This window comes from Actinorhabdospora filicis, assembly GCF_030269765.1.
GTDB classification, from domain to species: domain Bacteria; phylum Actinomycetota; class Actinomycetes; order Mycobacteriales; family Micromonosporaceae; genus Actinorhabdospora; species Actinorhabdospora filicis.
The window spans coordinates 1,843,382-1,862,210 of record NZ_BSTX01000001.1; the positions used below are offsets into that span (position 1 = coordinate 1,843,382).

Sequence of the window (18,829 nt, forward strand, 5' to 3'; positions counted from 1 at the left end):
GCACCCATGGCATCCCCGCAGCCCGGCTACCTCCTGAGCGTCGACCTCGGCACGTCCAACACCGTCGCCGTGATCCGCTGGCCGGACGGGCGCGTCCGCCCGCTGCTGGTCGACGGGACGCACGTGATGCCCTCCTCGGTCTTCCTCGACGAGGGCGGCCACATCCACGTCGGCCGTGACGCGCAGAGGCTGGCGCTGACCGCGCCCGGGCGGTACGAGCCCAATCCCAAGCAGCGCACCGAAGAGGACGCCATCCTCCTGGGCGAGCGGGAGGTCCCGGTCGTCGCGCTGCTGACCGCGATTCTGCGGGCGGTGGCCGACAAGGCGATCGAGGCCGTCGGTTTCCTGCCCCCGGCGGTGCTGACCCATCCGGCGAAGTGGACCGCGCGCCGCCGCGACCTGCTCCAGGACGCCGCCGCGAAGGCGGGCTTCCCGCCGGTGCGGCTGGTGCCCGAGCCGATCGCGGCCGCGCACTACTTCGCCGCCGCGCAGCCGATCCCGCCGAACGGCTCGGTCGCGGTCTTCGACTTCGGCGGCGGGACGCTCGATGTGGCCGTCGTCCGCAACAACGGTGTGATGGGCTTCGGCGTCCTCGGCGACGGTGGCCTCTCCGACCTGGGCGGGCTGGACGTGGACGCCGCGCTCGTGGCGCATCTGGGCCGCACCATCGCGCACAACGCGCCCGAGCTGTGGCAGCGGTTGCAGCATCCTGAGTCGCAGACCGACAAGCGCTCGCGCCGCCAGTTCTGGGACGACGTGCGCGGCGCGAAGGAGATGCTGTCGCGCACCACCGTCGCGCCCGTCCCGGTGCCCACAGTGGACGTGTCGCTGCACCTGACGCGCGATGAGCTGGAGGGCCTGGCCACTCCACTGCTGGACCGGGCGATCGGCGAGACCGTCCGGGTCATCCAGGCCGCCGGGCTGGAGCCCGCGCAGCTGCGGGGGCTGTACCTCGTCGGCGGCGCGAGCCGGATCCCGCTGGTGGCCAGGCTTCTGCACCAGCGCCTGGGGATCGCGCCGATCGTGCTGGAGCAGCCGGAGCTGCCGGTCGCCGAGGGCGCCCTGGCCACCCAGCCGCAGCTACCTTCGCACAACCCGATGACGCTGGCCCGCACCGAGCCGCCGGTCTCGCCCGCGCCGCCGGTGCAGGCGTACACCCCGCCGAACGGCGCCGACGGGCACTTCCAGCCTCCACAAGGGACGGACGGCCCCTTCCTCCCGCCGACGCCGGCGCGTCCACTGTGGAAGCGGCCGCCGGCCTGGATCGCCGCCGCCGTGGTGCTCCTCCTCGTCATCGTGGGCGGCTGGTGGCTGCTGCGGGACCCGTACCCGCAGCTGCCGATGCACCAGCTCGCGCAGGTGGGCGCGACCGCGCCGCTCCCGCAGGGCGCCACCGGCAGCGCCTCGGCCGAGCTGGAGGACGGCGTCGCCTACTTCTTCTCCCCCACCGGCGACGGCAAGACCGGCGAGATCACCGCCGTGGACACCGAGTCCGGCAAGGAGCAGTGGCGCAACTCCGCCGGGCTGGTCACCGGGAGCGCCTGGGGCAGCCTCGCCGTCGGGAGCGGCTTCATCCTGGTCCGCGCCGACAACAGCGGTCCGCTGGACAGCCTGTACCTCATCGATCCGGACACCGGCAAGGTCCGCGCCACCATCGTCGCCGACGTCATGTACGACCGGATCTGGTTCCTCGGCGACCGGCTGATCGTCTACCGCGGCGACGTGGAGACCGCCTACGCCTACGACACCGACGGCAAAGAGGTCTGGAACCACCCCTGGAAGGGCGACGTCGGCCAGGGCGGCCTCTGGTCGGCGATCTCGGCCCCCGCCAACACCACCGTCGACTCCGCCGGGCTGTTCTACGGCCTCGGCAAGGACAAGACGGTGACGGTGTGGAAGGCCGAGGACGGCTCCACCGTCGCCTCGGCGTCCATCCTCAAGGACCCCGCCAAGGACAAGACGGAACTCTTCGAGGGCAAGCTCTACATCGCCAGCGGCGACACGAACTACGGCCTCACCGAGTACGACGGGAAGCTCACCGCGGGCGCCACCACCCAGGTCACCGGGGTCGGCAAACCCGACCTCCTGTGGGGATGCGGCGAGGAGCGGCTGTGCCTGCGGGAGAAGACCGACGCGGGCAAGTACGCCGTCGCCGTCTTCGACCTCACCGACAAGGGCCCGGTCCTGGCCTGGCACAGCTCCGCCGACCAGAACACCACCTGGATCACCGGCATGGGCGAGCACTTCGCGCTCTACGTCGACAATGAGAAGACCGGCCCGACCACCACGATCCTGGACGCCGACTTCAAGCCGATCGGCGCGCCGCACGCGGGCACCTTCAGCGCCATCGACTCCGGCAGCCTCCTCCTCTTCCCGGGCGGCACCTCCACCCAGGCCTTCGACGTCAAGGGCCTGGGCGCGCTCGACGGCGTGGAGATCGGCCTCGGGCAGATCGGCGTCGCGGGTTGCGTGCCCGACCAGAAGGTCCTCGCCTGTCACGGCAGCGACGGCTACACGGTCTGGCGGTTCCGGGACGCATAGGCACGACTGCGACAATCCCGGGGTGACCGCAGCCGAGCCCGAATCAGCGCAGTACCCCACCGACACCGCCCGCGTCGCCCGCCGGGCCGCCTCCACCGCCGAGAGCGCCGCCGGCAACCGCCGGTGGTGGGACGGCGCCGCCGACGCCTACCAGGCCGAGCACGGCGAGTTCCTCGGCGACGCCCGCTTCGTGTGGGGACCCGAGGGCGTCGAGGAGGCCGACCTGCGGCTCCTCGGGGACGTGCGCGGCAGGCGCGTCCTGGAGCTGGGCTGCGGCGCCGGGCAGTGCGGCCGGTGGCTGCTGGGCGAGGGCGCGCACGTGGTGGGCCTGGAGCTGTCCTGGCGGCAGTTGCAGCACGCCCGGCGCATCGACCTGGAGAGCGACGTCACGCTGCCGGCCGTGCAGGCCGACGCGCAGGTCCTGCCGTTCGCCGACGCGTCCTTCGACGTGGTGTGCTCCGCCTACGGCGCCCTCCCGTTCATCGCCGACGCCGGGGGCGCGCTGCGGGAGATCACGCGCGTACTGCGTCCCGGGGGACGGCTGGTGTTCTCCGTGACGCACCCGATCCGCTGGTGCTTCCTGGACGACCCCACCGAGCCGGGCCTGGCCGCCGTGCACAGCTACTTCGACCGCAACGCCTACGTCGAGGAGGACGAGTCGGGCGCGGTGACATACGTCGAGCACCACCGCACCGTCGGCGACTGGGTGCGCGCGATCGCCGCGTCCGGGCTGCGCCTCGCCGATCTGGTCGAGCCGGAGTGGCCGGAGGAGAACGAGCACGTGTGGGGCGGCTGGAGCCCTCTGCGCGGCAAGGTGATCCCCGGTACGGCGATCTTCGCGGCGGTCAAAGCGGACGTGTGACGGGCTCCATCCGGGGTCGGGAGGGCGGGTCGCGCGGCGCTATCTTGGTGGTCGTGACCACCGACTTCACGTACACCGACCTCCTCCCCCTCGGCCCCGACACGACGGAGTATCGGCTGCTGACCACCGACGGCATCGACGTGATCGAGGCCCCGGGCGGACGCCGGCTGCTCACCGTGGAGCCGGACGCCCTCCGGTACATCACCGAAGAGGCCATGCACGACATCTCGCACCTGCTGCGCCCGGCGCACCTGGCGCAGCTCGCGTCGATCCTGGACGACCCGGAGGCCTCGGCCAACGACAAGTTCGTGGCCCGCGACCTGCTCAAGAACGCCAATATCGCCGCCGGTGGCGTCCTGCCGATGTGCCAGGACACCGGTACCGCGATCGTGATGGGCAAGCGCGGCCGCCACGTCCTCACCGACGGCCGCGACGCCGAGCACATCTCGCGCGGCGTCTACGACGCCTACACGAAGCTGAACCTGCGCTATTCGCAGATGGCGCCGCTGACCATGTGGGACGAGAAGAACACCGGCTCGAACCTGCCCGCGCAGATCGAGCTGTACGCCGAGGGCGATGACGCGTACAAGTTCCTGTTCATGGCCAAGGGCGGCGGCTCGGCCAACAAGTCCTTCCTGTACCAGGAGACCAAGGCCGTCCTCAACCCGACGCGCATGATGCAGTTCCTGGAGGAGAAGCTGCGCTCGCTGGGCACGGCCGCGTGCCCGCCGTACCACCTGGCGATCGTGGTCGGCGGCACCTCGGCGGAGTTCGCGCTCAAGACCGCCAAGTACGCCTCGGCGCACTACCTGGACAACCTGCCGATCACCGGTTCGGCCACCGGCCACGGCTTCCGCGACGTGGAGCTGGAGGCGCAGGTCCTGGACTTGACCCGCAAGTTCGGCATCGGCGCGCAGTTCGGCGGGAAGTACTTCTGCCACGACGTCCGCGTCGTGCGCCTCCCCCGCCACGGCGCGTCCTGCCCGGTGGCGATCGCGGTGTCGTGCTCGGCCGACCGCCAGATGCTCGGCAAGATCACCGCCGAGGGCGTCTTCCTGGAGCAGCTCGAACGCGACCCGGCCCGCTACCTCCCCGACACCACCGACGCCGACCTCGAAGGCGCCGACGACGTCGTCCGGATCGACCTGAACCGGCCGATGAGCGAGATCCGCGCCGAGCTGTCGAAGTACCCCGTCAAGACGCGCCTGTCCCTGTCCGGGCCCCTCGTCGTGGCCCGCGACATCGCGCACGCCAAGATCGCCGAGCGCCTCGACGCCGGTGAGCCCATGCCGCAGTACATGCGCGACCACGCCGTCTACTACGCCGGGCCCGCCAAGACCCCCGAGGGCTACGCCTCCGGCTCCTTCGGCCCCACCACGGCCGGGCGCATGGACTCCTACGTCGAGCGCTTCCAGGCCGCCGGCGGCTCCCAGGTGATGCTGGCCAAGGGCAACCGCTCCAAGGCCGTCACCAACGCCTGCCGCGACCACGGCGGCTTCTACCTCGGCTCCATCGGCGGCCCCGCCGCCCGCCTCGCGCAGGACTGCATCAAGAAGGTGGAGGTCCTGGAGTACCCGGAGCTGGGCATGGAGGCGGTCTGGAAGATCGAGGTGGAGGACTTCCCGGCGTTCATCGTCGTCGACGACAAGGGCAACGACTTCTTCGCCGAGGTCACCACGCCGGTGCTGACGATCCGCACGGGCGCTTAGGGTTCTGCGAAGGGCCGCGCGGGGTACCGCGCGGCCCTTTCGCGTGCCCGGGAAAGATCTCCGGGCGACGAGCAGCGCGCGGTGGACGGGCGGTGTCTATACCCGTGATGGCCCATCATCGCCCCTCAGCCCGAAAGGCGGAACCCGTGTGAGAGCCGAGTACGAGAGGGAGTTCCGCGAATTCGTCGACACGCAGTCGCCCGCGCTGCTGCGGGTGGCGTACCTGCTGTCCGGTGACGTGCACCTGGCGCAGGACCTGGTCCAGTCGGCGCTGGCGGCGTGCGCACGCCGCTGGCACCGGATCCGGGACCGCGATCAGCCTTTCGCCTACGTGCGCAAGGCGCTCTACCGCAGCCAGTACAACGCGTGGCGGACGCGGGCGCGGCGACCGGAGTCGGTGGTCGCTGCCCCGCCGGAGCACGACACCGAACGCGATCACGCCGAGGACGTCGCCACGCGGCGAGACCTGCTGGCCGATCTGGCGCGGCTGCCGTACCGGCAGCGGCTGATCGTCGTCCTGCGCTACTACGAGGACCGGCCCGAAGCGGAGGTCGCGGCCGTCCTCGGCATCTCCACCGGCGGCGTGCGCAGTCAGGCCGCGCGCGGCATCGCCAACTTGCGCCGCCTGCGGGCGGCGTCCGAAAACCGTACGGAGGCCTTCAGATGAAGGACGAGCGGGAACTCGTCGACGAGTTCCGGGACATTCCGTTTCCACCGGACCTGCTGCCGGTCCACGACGCGGCCGACAGTGCCCTCCGCCGGAACAACGTCGTCCGGGGACGCCGGGCGCTGATCGCGGTGGTGGCGGTGTCCGCGCTGTTCATCGGCGGATCCATGTGGCTGAACCGCGCGGGCGTGCCGAGTTCGGGGCCGTCGCCGTCCTACTCTTCGAGCTACTTCCCCGAGGCGGAGATCCCGCGACCCGGTGGCGGGCCGATGGTCCTGGACGGGTTCGCCCGTGGCGACCGGGACCACTACCTGCTGGACCGGCGCACCGGGCGCTACCAGGGCGTCCCGTACCTCACGGTGCCCTCGCCCGACCAGCGGACCGTACTGGTGAACGAGCTGACCCAGGACCAGGAGACCGGAATCCACACCCGTGTCGGTGTCGCCGACCGCGAGGAGTACCTGGACGAGGGACCGGCCGCCGTCACCTGGATCGAGACGGGCGGGGTGACGTTCCTCAACGAGCCGGAGAACCTCTGGTCCCCGGACGGCGCCAAGGCCCTCATCCCCGTCTACACGAACGAGCCCATGGCGCAGAACTTCGCAAAGCTGTTCCGCTACGACGTGGCCGCCGGGACCATGACCGAGATCCCGCTCCCGGCGGGCAAGGGGATCCGGAGCGTGACCTGGGCCGCCGACTCGAACACCTACCTGGCCACCATCGGCGACCTCTCCTCCGGGCCCGGCGACCCCGGCACGGACACGACCGAACTGCGGCCCCTCGACAACAACGGCGCCATGGGAGCGGCAATGACGCTCCAGGGAAACTGGCGCACACTGCTGCACCGGGTGTCACCCGACGGCCGGTACCTGCTGTACGAGTTCCGCGCCAATAGCGAATCGCAGGGCGGCATCGGTGGGTACTTCGCGACCATCGACCTCACCACCGGCCTTAAGAGCACCCCGATCGTCAACATCGACTGGGACAACGGTCTCTACGGGCAGAACCTGGCCTGGTACGACGCGAACACCATCGCACGCTATTCCTGGATCGGCGCGACGCCGAAGCTCGAACTGGTGAGCCTCACCGACGGCACGATCCTGCGCACCATGGACTGCGTCAGCAGTATCGGCACCATGTACGTCAGCCCCTCGGCCGGGCTGCCCGCCGAAGCCGCGAACCTGGGCTTCTGAGGCCCTTCCCCGGGGTACCACGGGGGTGTCCCCGGGAAGGGAAAAGGGACCGGTGGTGAACCCACCGGTCCCATCCCTTTCGGTGGCGGCCCGAAGGCCGCCGCGTATCGCGAGTTAGGCGATGCCGCCCAGCGAACCGAGGCTCGCCACGTCACCCGGCAGGACCGAGGACGTGCCGCCCAGCTGCTCGCCGACCAGGGGCAGGCCGCCGATGAGGTCGGTCGCCTGACCGCCCTTCTCGGTGGCGCCCAGGCCGGGGACGGCCTGCAGGGCCGCCGAGCCGGGCAGACCCGAACCGGTCAGGCCGCCCACCACGGGCAGCCCGCCGAGCAGGTCGGTCGCACCGGACTCGGTGGGGACCATGCCGCCGACGGGGAGACCGCCGACGACCGGGAGGCCGCCACCGGTCAGCCCGCCCACGAGGGGCAGGCCGCCGAGCAGGTCGGCTCCGGGAACCGGGGCGGGCGCGGCCTTGCGCTCCCCCAGGGTGTTGGTGGTGTCGGAGACCATGGGGGCCCCCGCCTTCACCTTGTGCTTGACCGGCGCGGTGACCTGCGGGGCGAGCCCGCCGACCACCGGGAGGCCGCCGACGAGGTCCTTCGCCGGGAGGCCGGAGGTGACGCCGTCCACCACGTTCGCGGCGGAGGTGTCGAGGCCGCCGACCGGCAGGCCGGGGCCGAGCGGGAGCGGGCCGGACTCCGTGGTCTGGTCGAGAACGTCCTGGACGCGGATCAGGTCAGCGACCACGTCGGTGGAGTTGATCTCGCTCAGGTCGGAGGCACCGGCCGGCAGCGAGCGCAGGGTCGGGACCTCGCCCGCGACGGGGAGGCCGTGTGTGAAGCCCTGCGCCAGCCCACTGGACATCCCAGTGAAGGCGTCGGTCATGCCGGCTTCCTTGTGCTTGCCCTTGCCGTGGTGCGGCGCGGGCGCGCCCAGGAGGCCGTCGGTCACGCCGGTGGCCGGGTTCGGCAGGCCCAGGGGGCTGCCGGAGAGGCCACCGACGAGGCCGGTGGGGTCGAGCTGGCCGAGCCCCGCGCCACTGGAGAGGCCGGGAACCGGAGACTGCGCGACGATGGCGTCGTCGGCGGCCTGCGCGATACCCGCGGCCAGCAGAACGATCCCGCCGGCCATACCCACAGTGCTCGCGGTGCGGTTGAGCCACTTCTTCATTGCGTACCTTTCGGTTTTGAATCACTGCCTCAGGCGCCTGCTCATCCCGCAGGCGCTCTTCTGCGGCCTCTTCGCCGCCGCGGCGGGTGCCGCGGTGCCGGCCGGGCCGGATGCCCGGGCGGACGGTTGGGCGGATCGTGGGCTCAAGGGCCGGCGCAGGTCCGCGAGTGGACCGGTCCGGGTGGGACGCGGGGACGTGAGGGCCGGCAGTCGCCACTTCCGGCCGTGTCTCGCGCACGTCTCGCGCTGTTCCCTCCCGGGCGCACGACGCGGGCTGCGCCGTGTGCGCGTCGGCCGTCGCCATGAGCCCGCGAAGCGGTCCCAGGCGAGCGAGGCCGTCAGACACTGGCTGTGTCTCGGTCGATACAACGAGCGACCACCGGAAAAGGGAACGCGGCCGTGATCCCGGGCGTGTCGCGAGGGGTCGGAGCACAGTGGCGCTAGATCGATAGGCTTCGCTGCGTGCTGTCGACGGTCACCTCTCTCACCTCGATCCGCCGCAAGGCTCACGTGGTCGTCTGTGGTCAGGACACCCTCGCCCACCGCCTGGTGGAGGAGCTGTCCATGAGGGACGAGCAGGTCACCGTTCTGCTGAAGTCGCGCCGTACCGGCCGGGGCCCGCAGATCGGGAAGATCTCCAAGGTCCTGCTCATCGAGTCCGAGCGCCTGGACGAGGACGCCTTCCGGGCCGCGCGCACCGACACCGCCAAGGCCATCGCGTTCGTCCACCAGGACGACGTGGAGAACGTCCACGCGGCCCTGCGCGTCCGCGCGGCCAACCCGGGCCTGCCGATCGTCCTGCGGCTGTTCAACACCGCGCTGCGCGAGCGCGTCGAGGAGCTGATCGGCGACTGCGTGGTGCTCTCCGACGCCGAGATGGCCGCGCCCTCGTTCGTGGCGACGGCGCTCGGGGAGATCCCGGACGCGCACGTCGAGCTGGGTTCGGGGCGCACGCTCTACCTCACCCGCAACGGGTCGGTGCCGGACGCGACGGTGGTGTGCGGTGTCGCCTCGGCCGACGACGGGCGGCGGCTGGTCACCGCGGGCGATCCGGAGGCCGACCTCGTGCTGGCCGTCACCGAGCGTCCCCCGCGCCCGGCGCGGCCGACGGTCCCGCACCGGCTGCGGCGGGCGTTCACCGCGTCGTGGGACGTGGTGCGGGAGACCATGGACCGCAAGCTGCGGATAACGGCGCTGGTGCTGGGCGCCGTCGTCATCGCGGGCACGTTCGTGATCGCCGAGAACCATCAGCCGGCGCTGACCTGGCTCCAGGCGGCCTACGTCGTCATCCTGACCACCGCCGGGGGCATCGACCCCGACCTGAAGGCGGCGGGGATGGAGCAGGTGACGCACATGCTGGTGGCCTTCTCCGGGGTCGCGCTGGTTCCGGTGCTGACCGCGTCGATCGTGGAGACGGTGGTCGGGCGGCGGCTCGCGGCGGCCTCAGGGCGGTTGCGGCGGCCGGTCAGCGACCACGTCGTCGTCATCGGCCTGGGCAACGTGGGCGTGCGGGTGGTGACGCAGCTGTCGAAGCTGGGCGTGCCGGTGGTGGCGATCGAGCGCGACGAGGCCGCGCCGGGGGTGGAGGCGGCGCGCGCGCTGGGCGTCCCGGTCGTGCTGGGCGACGCCTCGCGCCCGGAGATCCTGGACGCCGCCTACGTCCGCTCGTGCCGTTCGCTGGTGGCGGTGACCAGCAGCGACGTGGTGAACCTGGAGGCGGCGTGGAACGCGCGAGGCATCCGCGCCGGGCTGCGGGTGGTGCTGCGCGTGGGGGACGGCGATCTGGCCAGGCGCATCGACGAGCGCTCCGACATCTCGCGCACCCTGAGCGTGTCGACGGTGGCCGCGCCCGCGTTCGCCGCCGCGCTGACCGCGCAGGACGTCAAGGGCACCATGACCGTCGACCGGGCGGTCCTGGTGATCGCCGAGGTCGTCGTCGGCGAGCGCTCCGATCTCGACGGGGCGCACGTGGGGTCGGTGCGTCAGGGGACGGTCCGCACCGGGGTGTGGGTGCTGGCGGTGGGCGAGCACTTCGGGCCGCCGCCGTCGCTCGTGCTGCATCCGGGCGACCGGATGCTGGTGGTGGCCGGCCGCGCCGACCTGCGGCGGACCATGCGCCGCGCGGAGACGCCCATTTCAGGGACTTGATCGTCCTTGCCGGGGTGATTGTGGACGGTGATCCTGTTCGCATGTCTTTTGGTAACCCAGCTATCGATTCCTGGCCGACGGTGGCCGCCCCCCGTTTCGACCTCTCTCCCGAGGAGTCGCGGCACCGCGCGGCGGCGTTCGCCGACCGGATGGAGCTGCGGCGCACGATCCGCGACTTCGCGCCCGACCCGGTGCCGATGGAGGTCATCGAGGACGCGGTGCGCGCAGCGGCGACCGCGCCCAGCGGGGCGAACATCCAGCCGTGGCGGTTCGTCGTCGTCACCGATCCCGATCTCAAGGCCGAGATCCGGCTGGGCGCCGAGGAGGAGGAGCGCGAGTTCTACCAGCGGCGCGCCTCGGAGGAGTGGCTGGCGGCGCTGGCGCCGCTGGGGACCGACTCCGACAAGCCGTTCCTGGTGGAGGCGCCCGCGCTGATCGTGGTCTTCGAGGTCCACAAGGGAGAGAGCGAGCCGCGCCCGTACTACGTGAAGGAGTCGGTGGGCATCGCGACCGGGTTCCTGCTGGCCGCGCTGCACGGGGCCGGGCTGGCGACGCTGACGCACACGCCCTCGCCGATGAAGTTCCTCGGGGAGATCCTGGGACGCCCGGCCAACGAGCGGCCCTACGTCCTGATCCCCGTGGGCTACCCGGCGCGCGGCGCGCGCGTGCCCGACATCCACCGGAAGTCCCTCGACGAGGTGCTGATACGCCGATAGCGGCGCACACACGCGTCCCGCAACTCTCCGACGTCCGCCTCGTTACACCAGGCGACGAATCGACCCCATGGGGAGGCGCGGGTGTCCGGAAGGGCTCGTAAGACGATCATCGGCGGGGCGATGCTGCTCCTGGGCGGGCTGTTGCCCTTCCTCGGCCCCGACGCGGGGGCGCAGACGCCCCCCACGGCGCGGCAGGAATACGCCCCGGCACAGGTCGCCCAGGTCGAGGACGCCGACGTGAAGCTGGGCTACGACGGCGTGACCGAGCGGGTGATCTCGCGGCCGGGCGCGTCCTTCATCAAGGTGCACTTCGAGCGGATGCTGCTCGCCGAGGGCGACTACGTGACGGTGTCGAGCATGGACGGACGCGAGAACCGCCGCTACGACAACGGCGACACCTGGGCGACCTCGGTGTCCGGCGACAAGGCCCGGCTGACCCTGCACCTGGAGCGGCCGATCCGCGAATCGGCGCTGCTGGCGAAGCTGCCCGCCTACGGCGTCACCGTCGACAAGATCTCCCGCGGCTTCAGCGCCGAGGAGGCCGCCGCGCACGCGCCCCGCCATGAGGAGAGCCTCTGCGGCGGCGACGACAAGAAGGACGCGGTCTGCTACGCCGAGTCCGACCCGCAGGTCTACCAGCACACCGAGCCGGTGGCCCGCCTGCTCATCAACGGCACCACCCTCTGCACCGCCTGGCGGGTCGGCGCGCAGAACCGCATGCTGACCAACCACCACTGCTTCGAGACGACCCGTGACGCCCGCGCCACCGAGGTCTGGTTCGGCTACGAGTGCCGCGTCTGCGGTGGCGGCGCCACCCGCGAGCCGGTGAAGGTCCTCGGCGACGAGGTCCTGTCCACCGACCAGAACCTCGACTACACGCTCTTCACCGTCCAGGATTTCGAGGCGATCAAGGACTTCGGCTTCCTGGAGCTCGACGACCGCGTCGCCACCAAGGGCGAGAAGCTCTACATTCCACAGCACCCCAGCGGCGAGCCGCTCAAGCTGTCCGTGGACAGCGACTCCGACGAGGGCGGATACTGCCGCGTCGACTCGCCCAAGTACCAGGGATATCAAGCCGACACCGATGTCAGCTACTACTGCGACACCGAATTCGGCTCATCCGGCTCGCCGGTCCTGGCCCGTTCGACGCACAAGGTGATCGCCCTCCACCACTTCGGCGGTTGCCCCAACTCCGGCGTCCGGGCCGATCTGCTCATGAACGCGATCGGCGAGTACATCTGACGGCCTGAGCGCGGCGGCACAGGATCACCAGCAGCGATCCAACTCCCACCGCCGCGCCACCGGGCTGGGGCGCCCACCGTGATGGGGCGCCCGTCCACCCGGCCCGGGGACCGTCGCACCGGCCGCCTGCCCTGCCCGCGCTGACCCGCGCGGGGAGGGTGGGCGGCCGGCCCTGTTTTCAAGGCCGGGAGCGGAGAATGAGCATGTCTGCGACGAAACACACGACCTCGCCCCGGGCATCGCGGCCGAGCCAGGTCGGGTAATCGCCGTCGCCGTAGAAGCAGGACCAGCCGATCAAGTTGGCCTCGGTGCCCGGGACGGTGATCGTGGCGGTCTCCTCGATCAGCTCGGTGATGTCGTAGAGCTCTTCGACGTACTCGGCGAGCGCGGGTGCGTTCCCGGCGTCGGTGAAGCAGCCCATGCCCGTGTCGACGCCGAAACCGAAGTACTCGCGGTCGCCGAGGGTGCGCGGGTCCTGGTCTTCGGCGACGGCCAGGCTCCATGAGACGACCGGTTCCTCGCTGATCCGCAGGATCACCGCGGCCACCGGGCCTTCGTCGGTCTCACCCTCTCGGACGGCCATGGCGAACACGACCGGGTAGGTCCCGGGTGGGACTTCGGCCGCGAAGGGCTTCTCCGTGTCCGAGCCGAGCAGGAGCGGGTCGCGGGCCAGGACACGGCCGGTGGGCAGGTTCAGCCCAGTCGCGGGCCGCCACCATCGGATCGTCGCCTTGTCCTCGGGCTTGGGCCACGCGACGGTGGTGCCGGGGGTCAGGAGCGCGTCGAGGTAGGGCACGGTCAGCGGGACCGGCGGGTGCCACGGCAGGGTCTTCCCGAAGCGCGAGCCGTCATCGGGCTCGGTGACCGTGGCATCGGGAGCGAAGCCCTCGGGCTCCTCCGCGCGCGGGAGCGCCCGCCATAGCGAGCCGATGTCCTTGGTGGCGACGGTGGTGCGCAGGCCGCCGCGTGCGCCGCGCTCTTGGGTCGCCACGTGAACCCGCCCGTGTGCGGTCCGGGTCGTCTCTCGTTGCCAGACGTCGGCATCGCCGTGACGCTGGTCGGGCCGGTAGCGCCACTCGACGTCCCGGGTGGGGAACATGGCGTCGTCGCGGAGTCGGCGGTACACCGTCTTCCGGGTGCGTCGCCGCCGGTCGTCCATGTGCGACACGGCGAGGTAGTGCGAGTGCCAGGCGACGTCGACGACCGCGATCGGGGTGTCGCCGTCGAGCACCAGTACCGAGTACTGCCGTCCTTCCCGGTCCGCCGCGAGCGCGTCGGCGGCCGTCCACCAGCCGACCTGTTCACCCGCATCCCAGTCCCAGCCGTCGCAGTAGCGCAGGGTCAAGGGCATGGTCGTCCTCCGGGGCGGGCACGGGTCGAGGGCGAACGGAAATCTACCCGCCGCCTCCGACAGATCCACCGAGGCAGGTCGTCGCGGCGGCCAGCCTGGTGCGTACACCCCTAGGGCAGCCGGTACCTCTCGTCCTCCACCGCCACCAGGCCATCCGCGACGAGCCCTGCCAGGGCACGCTCTCGCCGCTCGGCCTCATGCCACACGCCGTCGAGGGACACCCTCGGCACCGGCAGGTCCGCCTCCCGCAGCACGGCCATGATCAGGCCGCGGACGTGGCGGTCGGTGCCGGTGTACTTCTGCGGCTTGCGGGAGGGGCCCTCGGGCAGCTCTTCACCGCTGGCGTGCCATTCGCACACCGCGGCGAGGGGACACTCCGCACAACTCGGTGCGCGGGCGGTGCAGATGAGGGCGCCGATCTCCATCAGCGCCGCCGAGGTCACCGCGGCGTCCTCCTCCCCCGGCGGGAGCAACTGCTCGGCCGCGCGGAGGTCGGCGGGGGTGGTGGCCATGCCGGCGTCGGGTCTCCCGGCGAGGCGGGCGACGACGCGGCGGACGTTGGTGTCGACGACGGGGTGGCGCTGGCGGTGGGCGAAGGCGGCGACCGCGCGGGCGGTGTAGGTGCCGATGCCGGGGAGGGCCTCCAGGGCGGCGATGGTGGTGGGGACCTGGTTGTCGTGGTCGGTGGCGATCGCCACGGCGGCGGCGTGGAGGCGGAGGGCGCGGCGGGGGTAGCCGAGGCGGTTCCACATGCGAATGGCCTCGCCGGTGGGTTCGGCGGCGAGGTCGGCGGGGGTGGGCCAGCGGTCGAGCCAGGCCTCCCAGGCGGGGGCGACGCGTTTGACGGGGGTCTGCTGGGACATGACCTCGCTGACGAGGACGCCCCAGGGGGTCGTGCCGGGGCGTCGCCAGGGGAGGTCGCGGGCGTTCTCGGCGAACCAGTCGGCGGCCAGGCGCCAGATGTCGTCGGTCATCGCCGTCGATCCTGACACAGCGTGTCGCGCGGCCCGGAGCGCAGGGCGGGGTTACGTTCCGCTGGTGAGAGCGAGATCGACGGGCACGTTCTGGCGCCGCCGGGCGATGGTGCTGGGCGGGGTGGTCGTGGTGGCGGCCTTCGGGTTCTACGCCTGCTCGGGGGGTGAGGACGCCCCACCGGCGACGCCCGCCGCGGCCGAGGCGACGGTGGGGGCGACGAGCGCGCCGCCGCCGGCCGAGGACGACGGGGTGAAGCACCCGTACGTGGGGGACTCGCAGGCCGCGAAGCCGAGCGCGTCGGGGCCGGTGCCGGGCGCGGTGTGCCCGGACGCGGCGCTCGCGGTGGTCGCCAAGCCGTCGGGGGCGGTGATCCCGAAGGGCGGGTACCTGACCATCGAGGTGACCGTGACCAACACGTCGGCGGTGGCGTGCGCGCGGGAGGTGGGCTCGAAGGCGCAGGAGGTCCAGGTGAAGGCCGGTGAGGAGCGCCTGTGGTCCTCCGACGACTGCGCGGGCGCGGGTGATCCGGGCAAGCGGACGCTCCAGCCCGGCGAGGTGGTGACCTCGCGGGTGACGTGGAACGGGAAGACCTCGACACCGGGCTGCCGCTCGGGTTCGCGGACGGTTCCGGCGGGGAAGTACGAGGTCACGGCCCGGTGCGGGACGCTGTGGGGCAAGCCCGCGGCCTTCACCATCGATTGAGCGCTTTTCATATTGCCCCGTGGTACCGTTCGATCACGGAGGGTGAATTCGAAGTTGCTCGATGTCTATCTGACTCGGTGCGGCACGGGCGCCACTTCGCAGGGGCAACAGTCCCGGACCCGTCACGCCGACGGCAAAACTGCATCGCGCCCGCGGAGCATCGCAGCCTGATCGTCCACCGGCGGTAACGCCGGCGGGGCGCGGGGACTCCGCTTCCGCACCGCCACACACCCGGCCGGACGCTAACCGCCAGCCAGTCGGCCACGGGTGCCCCAATGGTGCGGGTCAACCGACGTCACGGATGCGCGTGGAAGCCGTGACGACCGGGGACCGGCGATGCGGCGGCCCGCCGCCCGTCCGTGATCGGCCTGCGTGCCGAGGGGAAGACGGACGGAGGCGCTATGGCGTTGGGTCTGGAGCGGACCGGGGAGCGCGTCCCCGGTCCGTTCTGCCCGTTGCGCCGAAGTTCTGCGCGGGGGCCGGATCCGTGCGGGCCGGTTCCGTGCCGCCCGGCTATGTGCCGCCCGAGTTCTGCGTGCGGGCCGATTCCGTGCGGCCCGGCTACGTGCCGCCGAGGTTCTGTACGCGGCTCCGCTCCAGGCGACCCGGCTCTGTACCCGCCAAGTTCAGGGCGCGTCCCGGCTCCGGACGGCCTCAATCCGTGCCGCCCGGCTCTGTGCCCGCCAAGTTCCGGGCGCGGCCCAGCAGGAACCGCCGCTCCGGCTCGCTCGTGGTCAGCCGAGCGGCCTCGCGGTACGACTCCCCCGCCGCCGGATCCCCCTTCAGCTCCAGCAGATGCGCACGCACCGCGGCGAGGCGGTGTCCTTGAAACGGGTGTCCTTGGAATGGGAGCCCGTCCAGGACGAGCCCGTCCAGCAGCGCGAGCCCGGCGTCGGGCCCGTGGGCGTGCCCGACGGCCACCGCCCGGTTGAGGGTGACGACGGGGTTGCCGGTGCGCACCTCCAGCAGCCGGTACAGCGCGGCGATCTGCCGCCAGTCGGTCGCGGCGGACGTGGGCGCGGCCGCGTGCAGGGCGGCGATGGCCGCCTGGAGCCGGTAGGGCCCGGGCAGGCGGGTGTGCAGGAAGGGCGGGGACGCGGTGATCGCCGCGTCGATGAGCGCGGTCCCTTCCGCGATCATCCCCGCGTCCCAGCGGGCGCGGTCCTGTTCCTCCATGGGCACCGGCAGCCCCTCGGCGTCCACCCTGGCGGGGCGGCGCGCGTCGGTGAGCAGCATGAGCGCCAGCAGCCCGGCCGTCTCGGCGTCGGCGGGCAGCGCGGCCAGCAGCATCCGGGTCAGGCGGATCGCCTCGGCCGTCAGGTCGACGCGGGCCAGCTCGCCACCGCCGGACAGGTAGCCCTCATTGAAGATCAGGTAGAGGACCTCCCGGACGGCGTCGGCGTCGCCGCGCGCGCCGAGCCCGGCGGCCTTCACCGCCGCCTTGGCGCGCGTGATCCGCTGCCTGATCGTGGCTTCGGGCACGAAGTGGCAGCGGGCGATCTCGGCGGTGGTCAGCCCGCCGACCGCGCGCAGGGTCAGGGCCACCTGCGCCGGTCGGGTCAGCGCGGGATGGCAACACAGGAACATAAGATCCAACGACTCATCCCGCGAAGTGGTTACGGACCCGGCCGGGAGGCGGGTGTAGACCGCCTCCCGCTCACGCCGGGCCGCGTCGGCGCGCAGGATGTCCACCAGCCGCCGCGAGGCCACCCGGATCAGCCAGGACCGCGGATCCTCGGGCGGAGCGGCGAGGCGGGACGCCGCCAGCAGCGCCTCTTGGACGGCGTCTTCGGCCTCGGCGAAGTGCCCGTAGCGGCGCACCAGCGCGCCGAGCACGCCCGGGACGAGCTCCCGGCTCACGCCCGCCTCGTAGTTCACGCCCACCTCGACATTCACTCGACCCGAAGCTCACTCCACCCCGAAGCCCACCGAGCCGCAAGCCGGCCGCCCTGCGCGCCGCCGCCCCGGCCCGCGGGGGACCCGGTCCCCCGGCGGCCCTGGCCCCTGCGGGACCTGGCCGACCACGTCGGCGGCTGCCCCTGCGGGTCGCCACCGCCCCGGCTGGCGGGGACTGCCCCTCCGGACATGGAGGCAGGCACCCGCCGCCCTGCCCCACCCGCTCCACGCGGTGCCCGGCCAGCGGGTGCCGGGTCTCCCGGCGGCCCTGGCCCCAGCGGGACCTGGCCGACCACGTCGGCGGCTACCCCTGCGGGTCGCCGCCACCTCGGCCAGCGGGGACCGTCCCCCCGGACATGGAGGCAGGCACCCGCCGCCTGCCCCACACGCTCCACGCGGTGCCCTGGCCAGCGGGTACCCGGTCCCCCGGCGGCCCTGGCCCCCCGCGGGACCTGGCCGACCACGTCGGCGGCCACCCTGCGGGTCGCCGCCGCCCCGGCCGACGGGGACCGTCCCTCCAGACACGGAGGCGGGCACCCGGTCCCCCCGGCCGCCCCGGCCCCTGCGGGACCTCGCCGACCACGTCGGCGGCTGCTCCTGCGGGTCGCCACCGCCCCGGCCCGCGGGGACCGTCCCCCCGGACACGGAGGCAGGCACCCGCCGCCTGCCCCACGCGCGCTCCACGCGGTGCCCTGGCCAGCGGGGCCCGGTCCCCCGGCAGCCCCGGCCCCCGCGAGACCTCGCCGACCACCTCGGCCGCTACCAACCGCCGCCCCCGCGAACCTCACCCCACAGCCCACCCCACCGCCACCCCCGAACTCACTCCGGCCCGCTCCCGATCGGCCGCACCTCGATGTCGTCGCCGGTCGCCTCGGTGATCCGCGCGGCGATCTCCAGCGCGCGCTCGACCCCGGACACGTCCAGGATCGCGAAGCTGGCCGCGACCTCCTTCGACTCCGCGTACGGCCCGTCCACGACCGCCGCCCTCCCGTCGACCCGGCGGACCGTGCGGGTCAGCGCGGGGTGGTCGAGCCCCTCGGTGAGCACGAGCTCGCCGGTGGCCGAGAGTTCCTCGCCGAGCGCGGCGTAGAAGGCGCAGATCTCCAGGAACTCCGGCGAGGACGGGTCCATCTCGTCCCAGCCGGTGACGCTGGTGTAGGCCATGAGCAGGTATTTCATCGGCCGGTCTCCTTCGTCAGGGTCGCGGTGTAGCCGCCGCCGGGCCAGACCCATGCGGCCTCGATGACGCCGTCGGCGGGCACGCACCGGCAGTAGGCCGGGGAGCCCTTCTCGCCGCCCCAGATGGTCAGGATGTCACCGTCGAGCTCGTATTCGTAGTCGAGCGTGGCGCCGTCGGCACCGTAGAAGCGGGAGCGGATCGCGGTCTGCGGTTCCTCGCCGAAGGGCTGGAGGTGGCCGACGACCTCGAAGCCGCGGCCGGTGTGCCCGTCGTGGGTGATGTCGCAGCGCTGGATGAGGAAGTGGCCGCCCTCGGCCCATTCGTAGGTGGTGGTGCCCTTCGCCTGCCCGGTGATGGTCCAGGTGCCGACGAGGAGGTCGCCGAGGGCCTTCAGGTGTTCGCTGCGCATGGTGTGCTCCAAGGTTCGGGGTGCTCTGACACCGGTACCTCGGAGCCGCCGCGCCCACCGCTACATTC

The 18,829-nt window shown here is 72.4% G+C and carries 15 protein-coding genes; 9 read left to right on the forward strand and 6 right to left on the reverse strand.

Translation table 11 applies throughout. From position 1 onward, the window contains the following. The first annotated feature begins 6 nt into the window (after positions 1–6). The 5 genes from QSK10_RS08615 to QSK10_RS08635 all read left to right on the forward strand — a co-directional run bounded on the left by QSK10_RS08615 (position 7) and on the right by QSK10_RS08635 (position 6,972). Complete coding sequence (locus QSK10_RS08615) at positions 7–2,541, forward strand: Hsp70 family protein (protein ID WP_285662086.1); 2,535 nt, start codon at positions 7–9, stop codon at positions 2,539–2,541. Between the two features lie 22 nt (positions 2,542–2,563). Continuing rightward, on the forward strand, positions 2,564–3,403 hold the full coding sequence (locus QSK10_RS08620; protein ID WP_285662087.1) for a class I SAM-dependent methyltransferase: 840 nt from the start codon (positions 2,564–2,566) through the stop codon (positions 3,401–3,403). A 53-nt stretch (positions 3,404–3,456) separates the two neighbouring features. Continuing rightward, a complete protein-coding gene (locus QSK10_RS08625) occupies positions 3,457–5,112 on the forward strand; it encodes a fumarate hydratase (protein WP_285662088.1) in 1,656 nt (551 codons plus the stop codon). Positions 5,113–5,260: 148 nt separating this feature from the next. After that, positions 5,261–5,779: a SigE family RNA polymerase sigma factor gene (locus tag QSK10_RS08630; RefSeq protein ID WP_285662089.1), complete on the forward strand. Its 519-nt coding sequence runs from the start codon at positions 5,261–5,263 to the stop codon at positions 5,777–5,779. Beyond that, positions 5,776–6,972: a hypothetical protein gene (locus tag QSK10_RS08635; RefSeq protein ID WP_285662090.1), complete on the forward strand. Its 1,197-nt coding sequence runs from the start codon at positions 5,776–5,778 to the stop codon at positions 6,970–6,972. The genes QSK10_RS08630 and QSK10_RS08635 overlap by 4 nt, the downstream gene beginning before the upstream one ends. 114 nt (positions 6,973–7,086) lie before the next feature. Here QSK10_RS08635 and QSK10_RS08640 read toward each other — a convergent pair whose 3' ends face one another. Then, entirely contained in the window at positions 7,087–8,142 is a 1,056-nt protein-coding gene (locus QSK10_RS08640; protein WP_285662091.1) for a hypothetical protein, read from the reverse strand. Positions 8,143–8,604: 462 nt separating this feature from the next. On the opposite strand from QSK10_RS08640, the gene QSK10_RS08645 reads away from it, so the two are divergent. From QSK10_RS08645 to QSK10_RS08655, 3 genes are all read left to right on the forward strand, one after another. Then, on the forward strand, positions 8,605–10,290 hold the full coding sequence (locus QSK10_RS08645) for an NAD-binding protein (protein WP_285662092.1): 1,686 nt from the start codon (positions 8,605–8,607) through the stop codon (positions 10,288–10,290). Between the two features lie 149 nt (positions 10,291–10,439). After that, positions 10,440–11,006, forward strand: a complete 567-nt coding sequence (locus QSK10_RS08650) for a nitroreductase family protein (protein ID WP_285662942.1) — start codon at positions 10,440–10,442, stop codon at positions 11,004–11,006. A gap of 81 nt (positions 11,007–11,087) precedes the next feature. After that, positions 11,088–12,248 (forward strand): trypsin-like serine peptidase, encoded by a 1,161-nt coding sequence (locus QSK10_RS08655; protein WP_285662093.1) that lies wholly within the window; start codon positions 11,088–11,090, stop codon positions 12,246–12,248. 178 nt (positions 12,249–12,426) lie between these two features. Here the strand turns inward: QSK10_RS08655 and QSK10_RS08660 are convergent, their stop codons facing one another. Further along, the gene (locus QSK10_RS08660; RefSeq protein WP_285662094.1) at positions 12,427–13,599 is read right to left on the reverse strand and encodes a DUF4241 domain-containing protein; all 1,173 of its coding nucleotides are present in this window, start codon (positions 13,597–13,599) and stop codon (positions 12,427–12,429) included. A 110-nt stretch (positions 13,600–13,709) separates the two neighbouring features. Continuing rightward, positions 13,710–14,573, reverse strand: a complete 864-nt coding sequence (locus tag QSK10_RS08665) for an HhH-GPD family protein (RefSeq protein ID WP_285662095.1) — start codon at positions 14,571–14,573, stop codon at positions 13,710–13,712. Positions 14,574–14,637: 64 nt separating this feature from the next. Here QSK10_RS08665 and QSK10_RS08670 point away from each other — a divergent pair, with 64 nt between their 5' ends. Then, positions 14,638–15,276, forward strand: a complete 639-nt coding sequence (locus QSK10_RS08670) for a hypothetical protein (protein WP_285662096.1) — start codon at positions 14,638–14,640, stop codon at positions 15,274–15,276. A gap of 654 nt (positions 15,277–15,930) precedes the next feature. On the opposite strand, the gene QSK10_RS08675 is transcribed toward QSK10_RS08670, so the two are convergent. From QSK10_RS08675 to QSK10_RS08685, 3 genes are all read right to left on the reverse strand, one after another. After that, on the reverse strand, positions 15,931–17,172 hold the full coding sequence (locus tag QSK10_RS08675) for an RNA polymerase sigma factor (protein WP_285662097.1): 1,242 nt from the start codon (positions 17,170–17,172) through the stop codon (positions 15,931–15,933). 819 nt (positions 17,173–17,991) lie between these two features. Beyond that, positions 17,992–18,351, reverse strand: coding sequence for a YciI family protein (locus tag QSK10_RS08680; RefSeq protein WP_285662098.1), 360 nt, complete (start codon positions 18,349–18,351; stop codon positions 17,992–17,994). Beyond that, positions 18,348–18,761, reverse strand: a complete 414-nt coding sequence (locus QSK10_RS08685; protein WP_285662099.1) for a hypothetical protein — start codon at positions 18,759–18,761, stop codon at positions 18,348–18,350. The genes QSK10_RS08680 and QSK10_RS08685 overlap by 4 nt, the downstream gene beginning before the upstream one ends. Between the last annotated feature and the right edge of the window lie 68 nt (positions 18,762–18,829).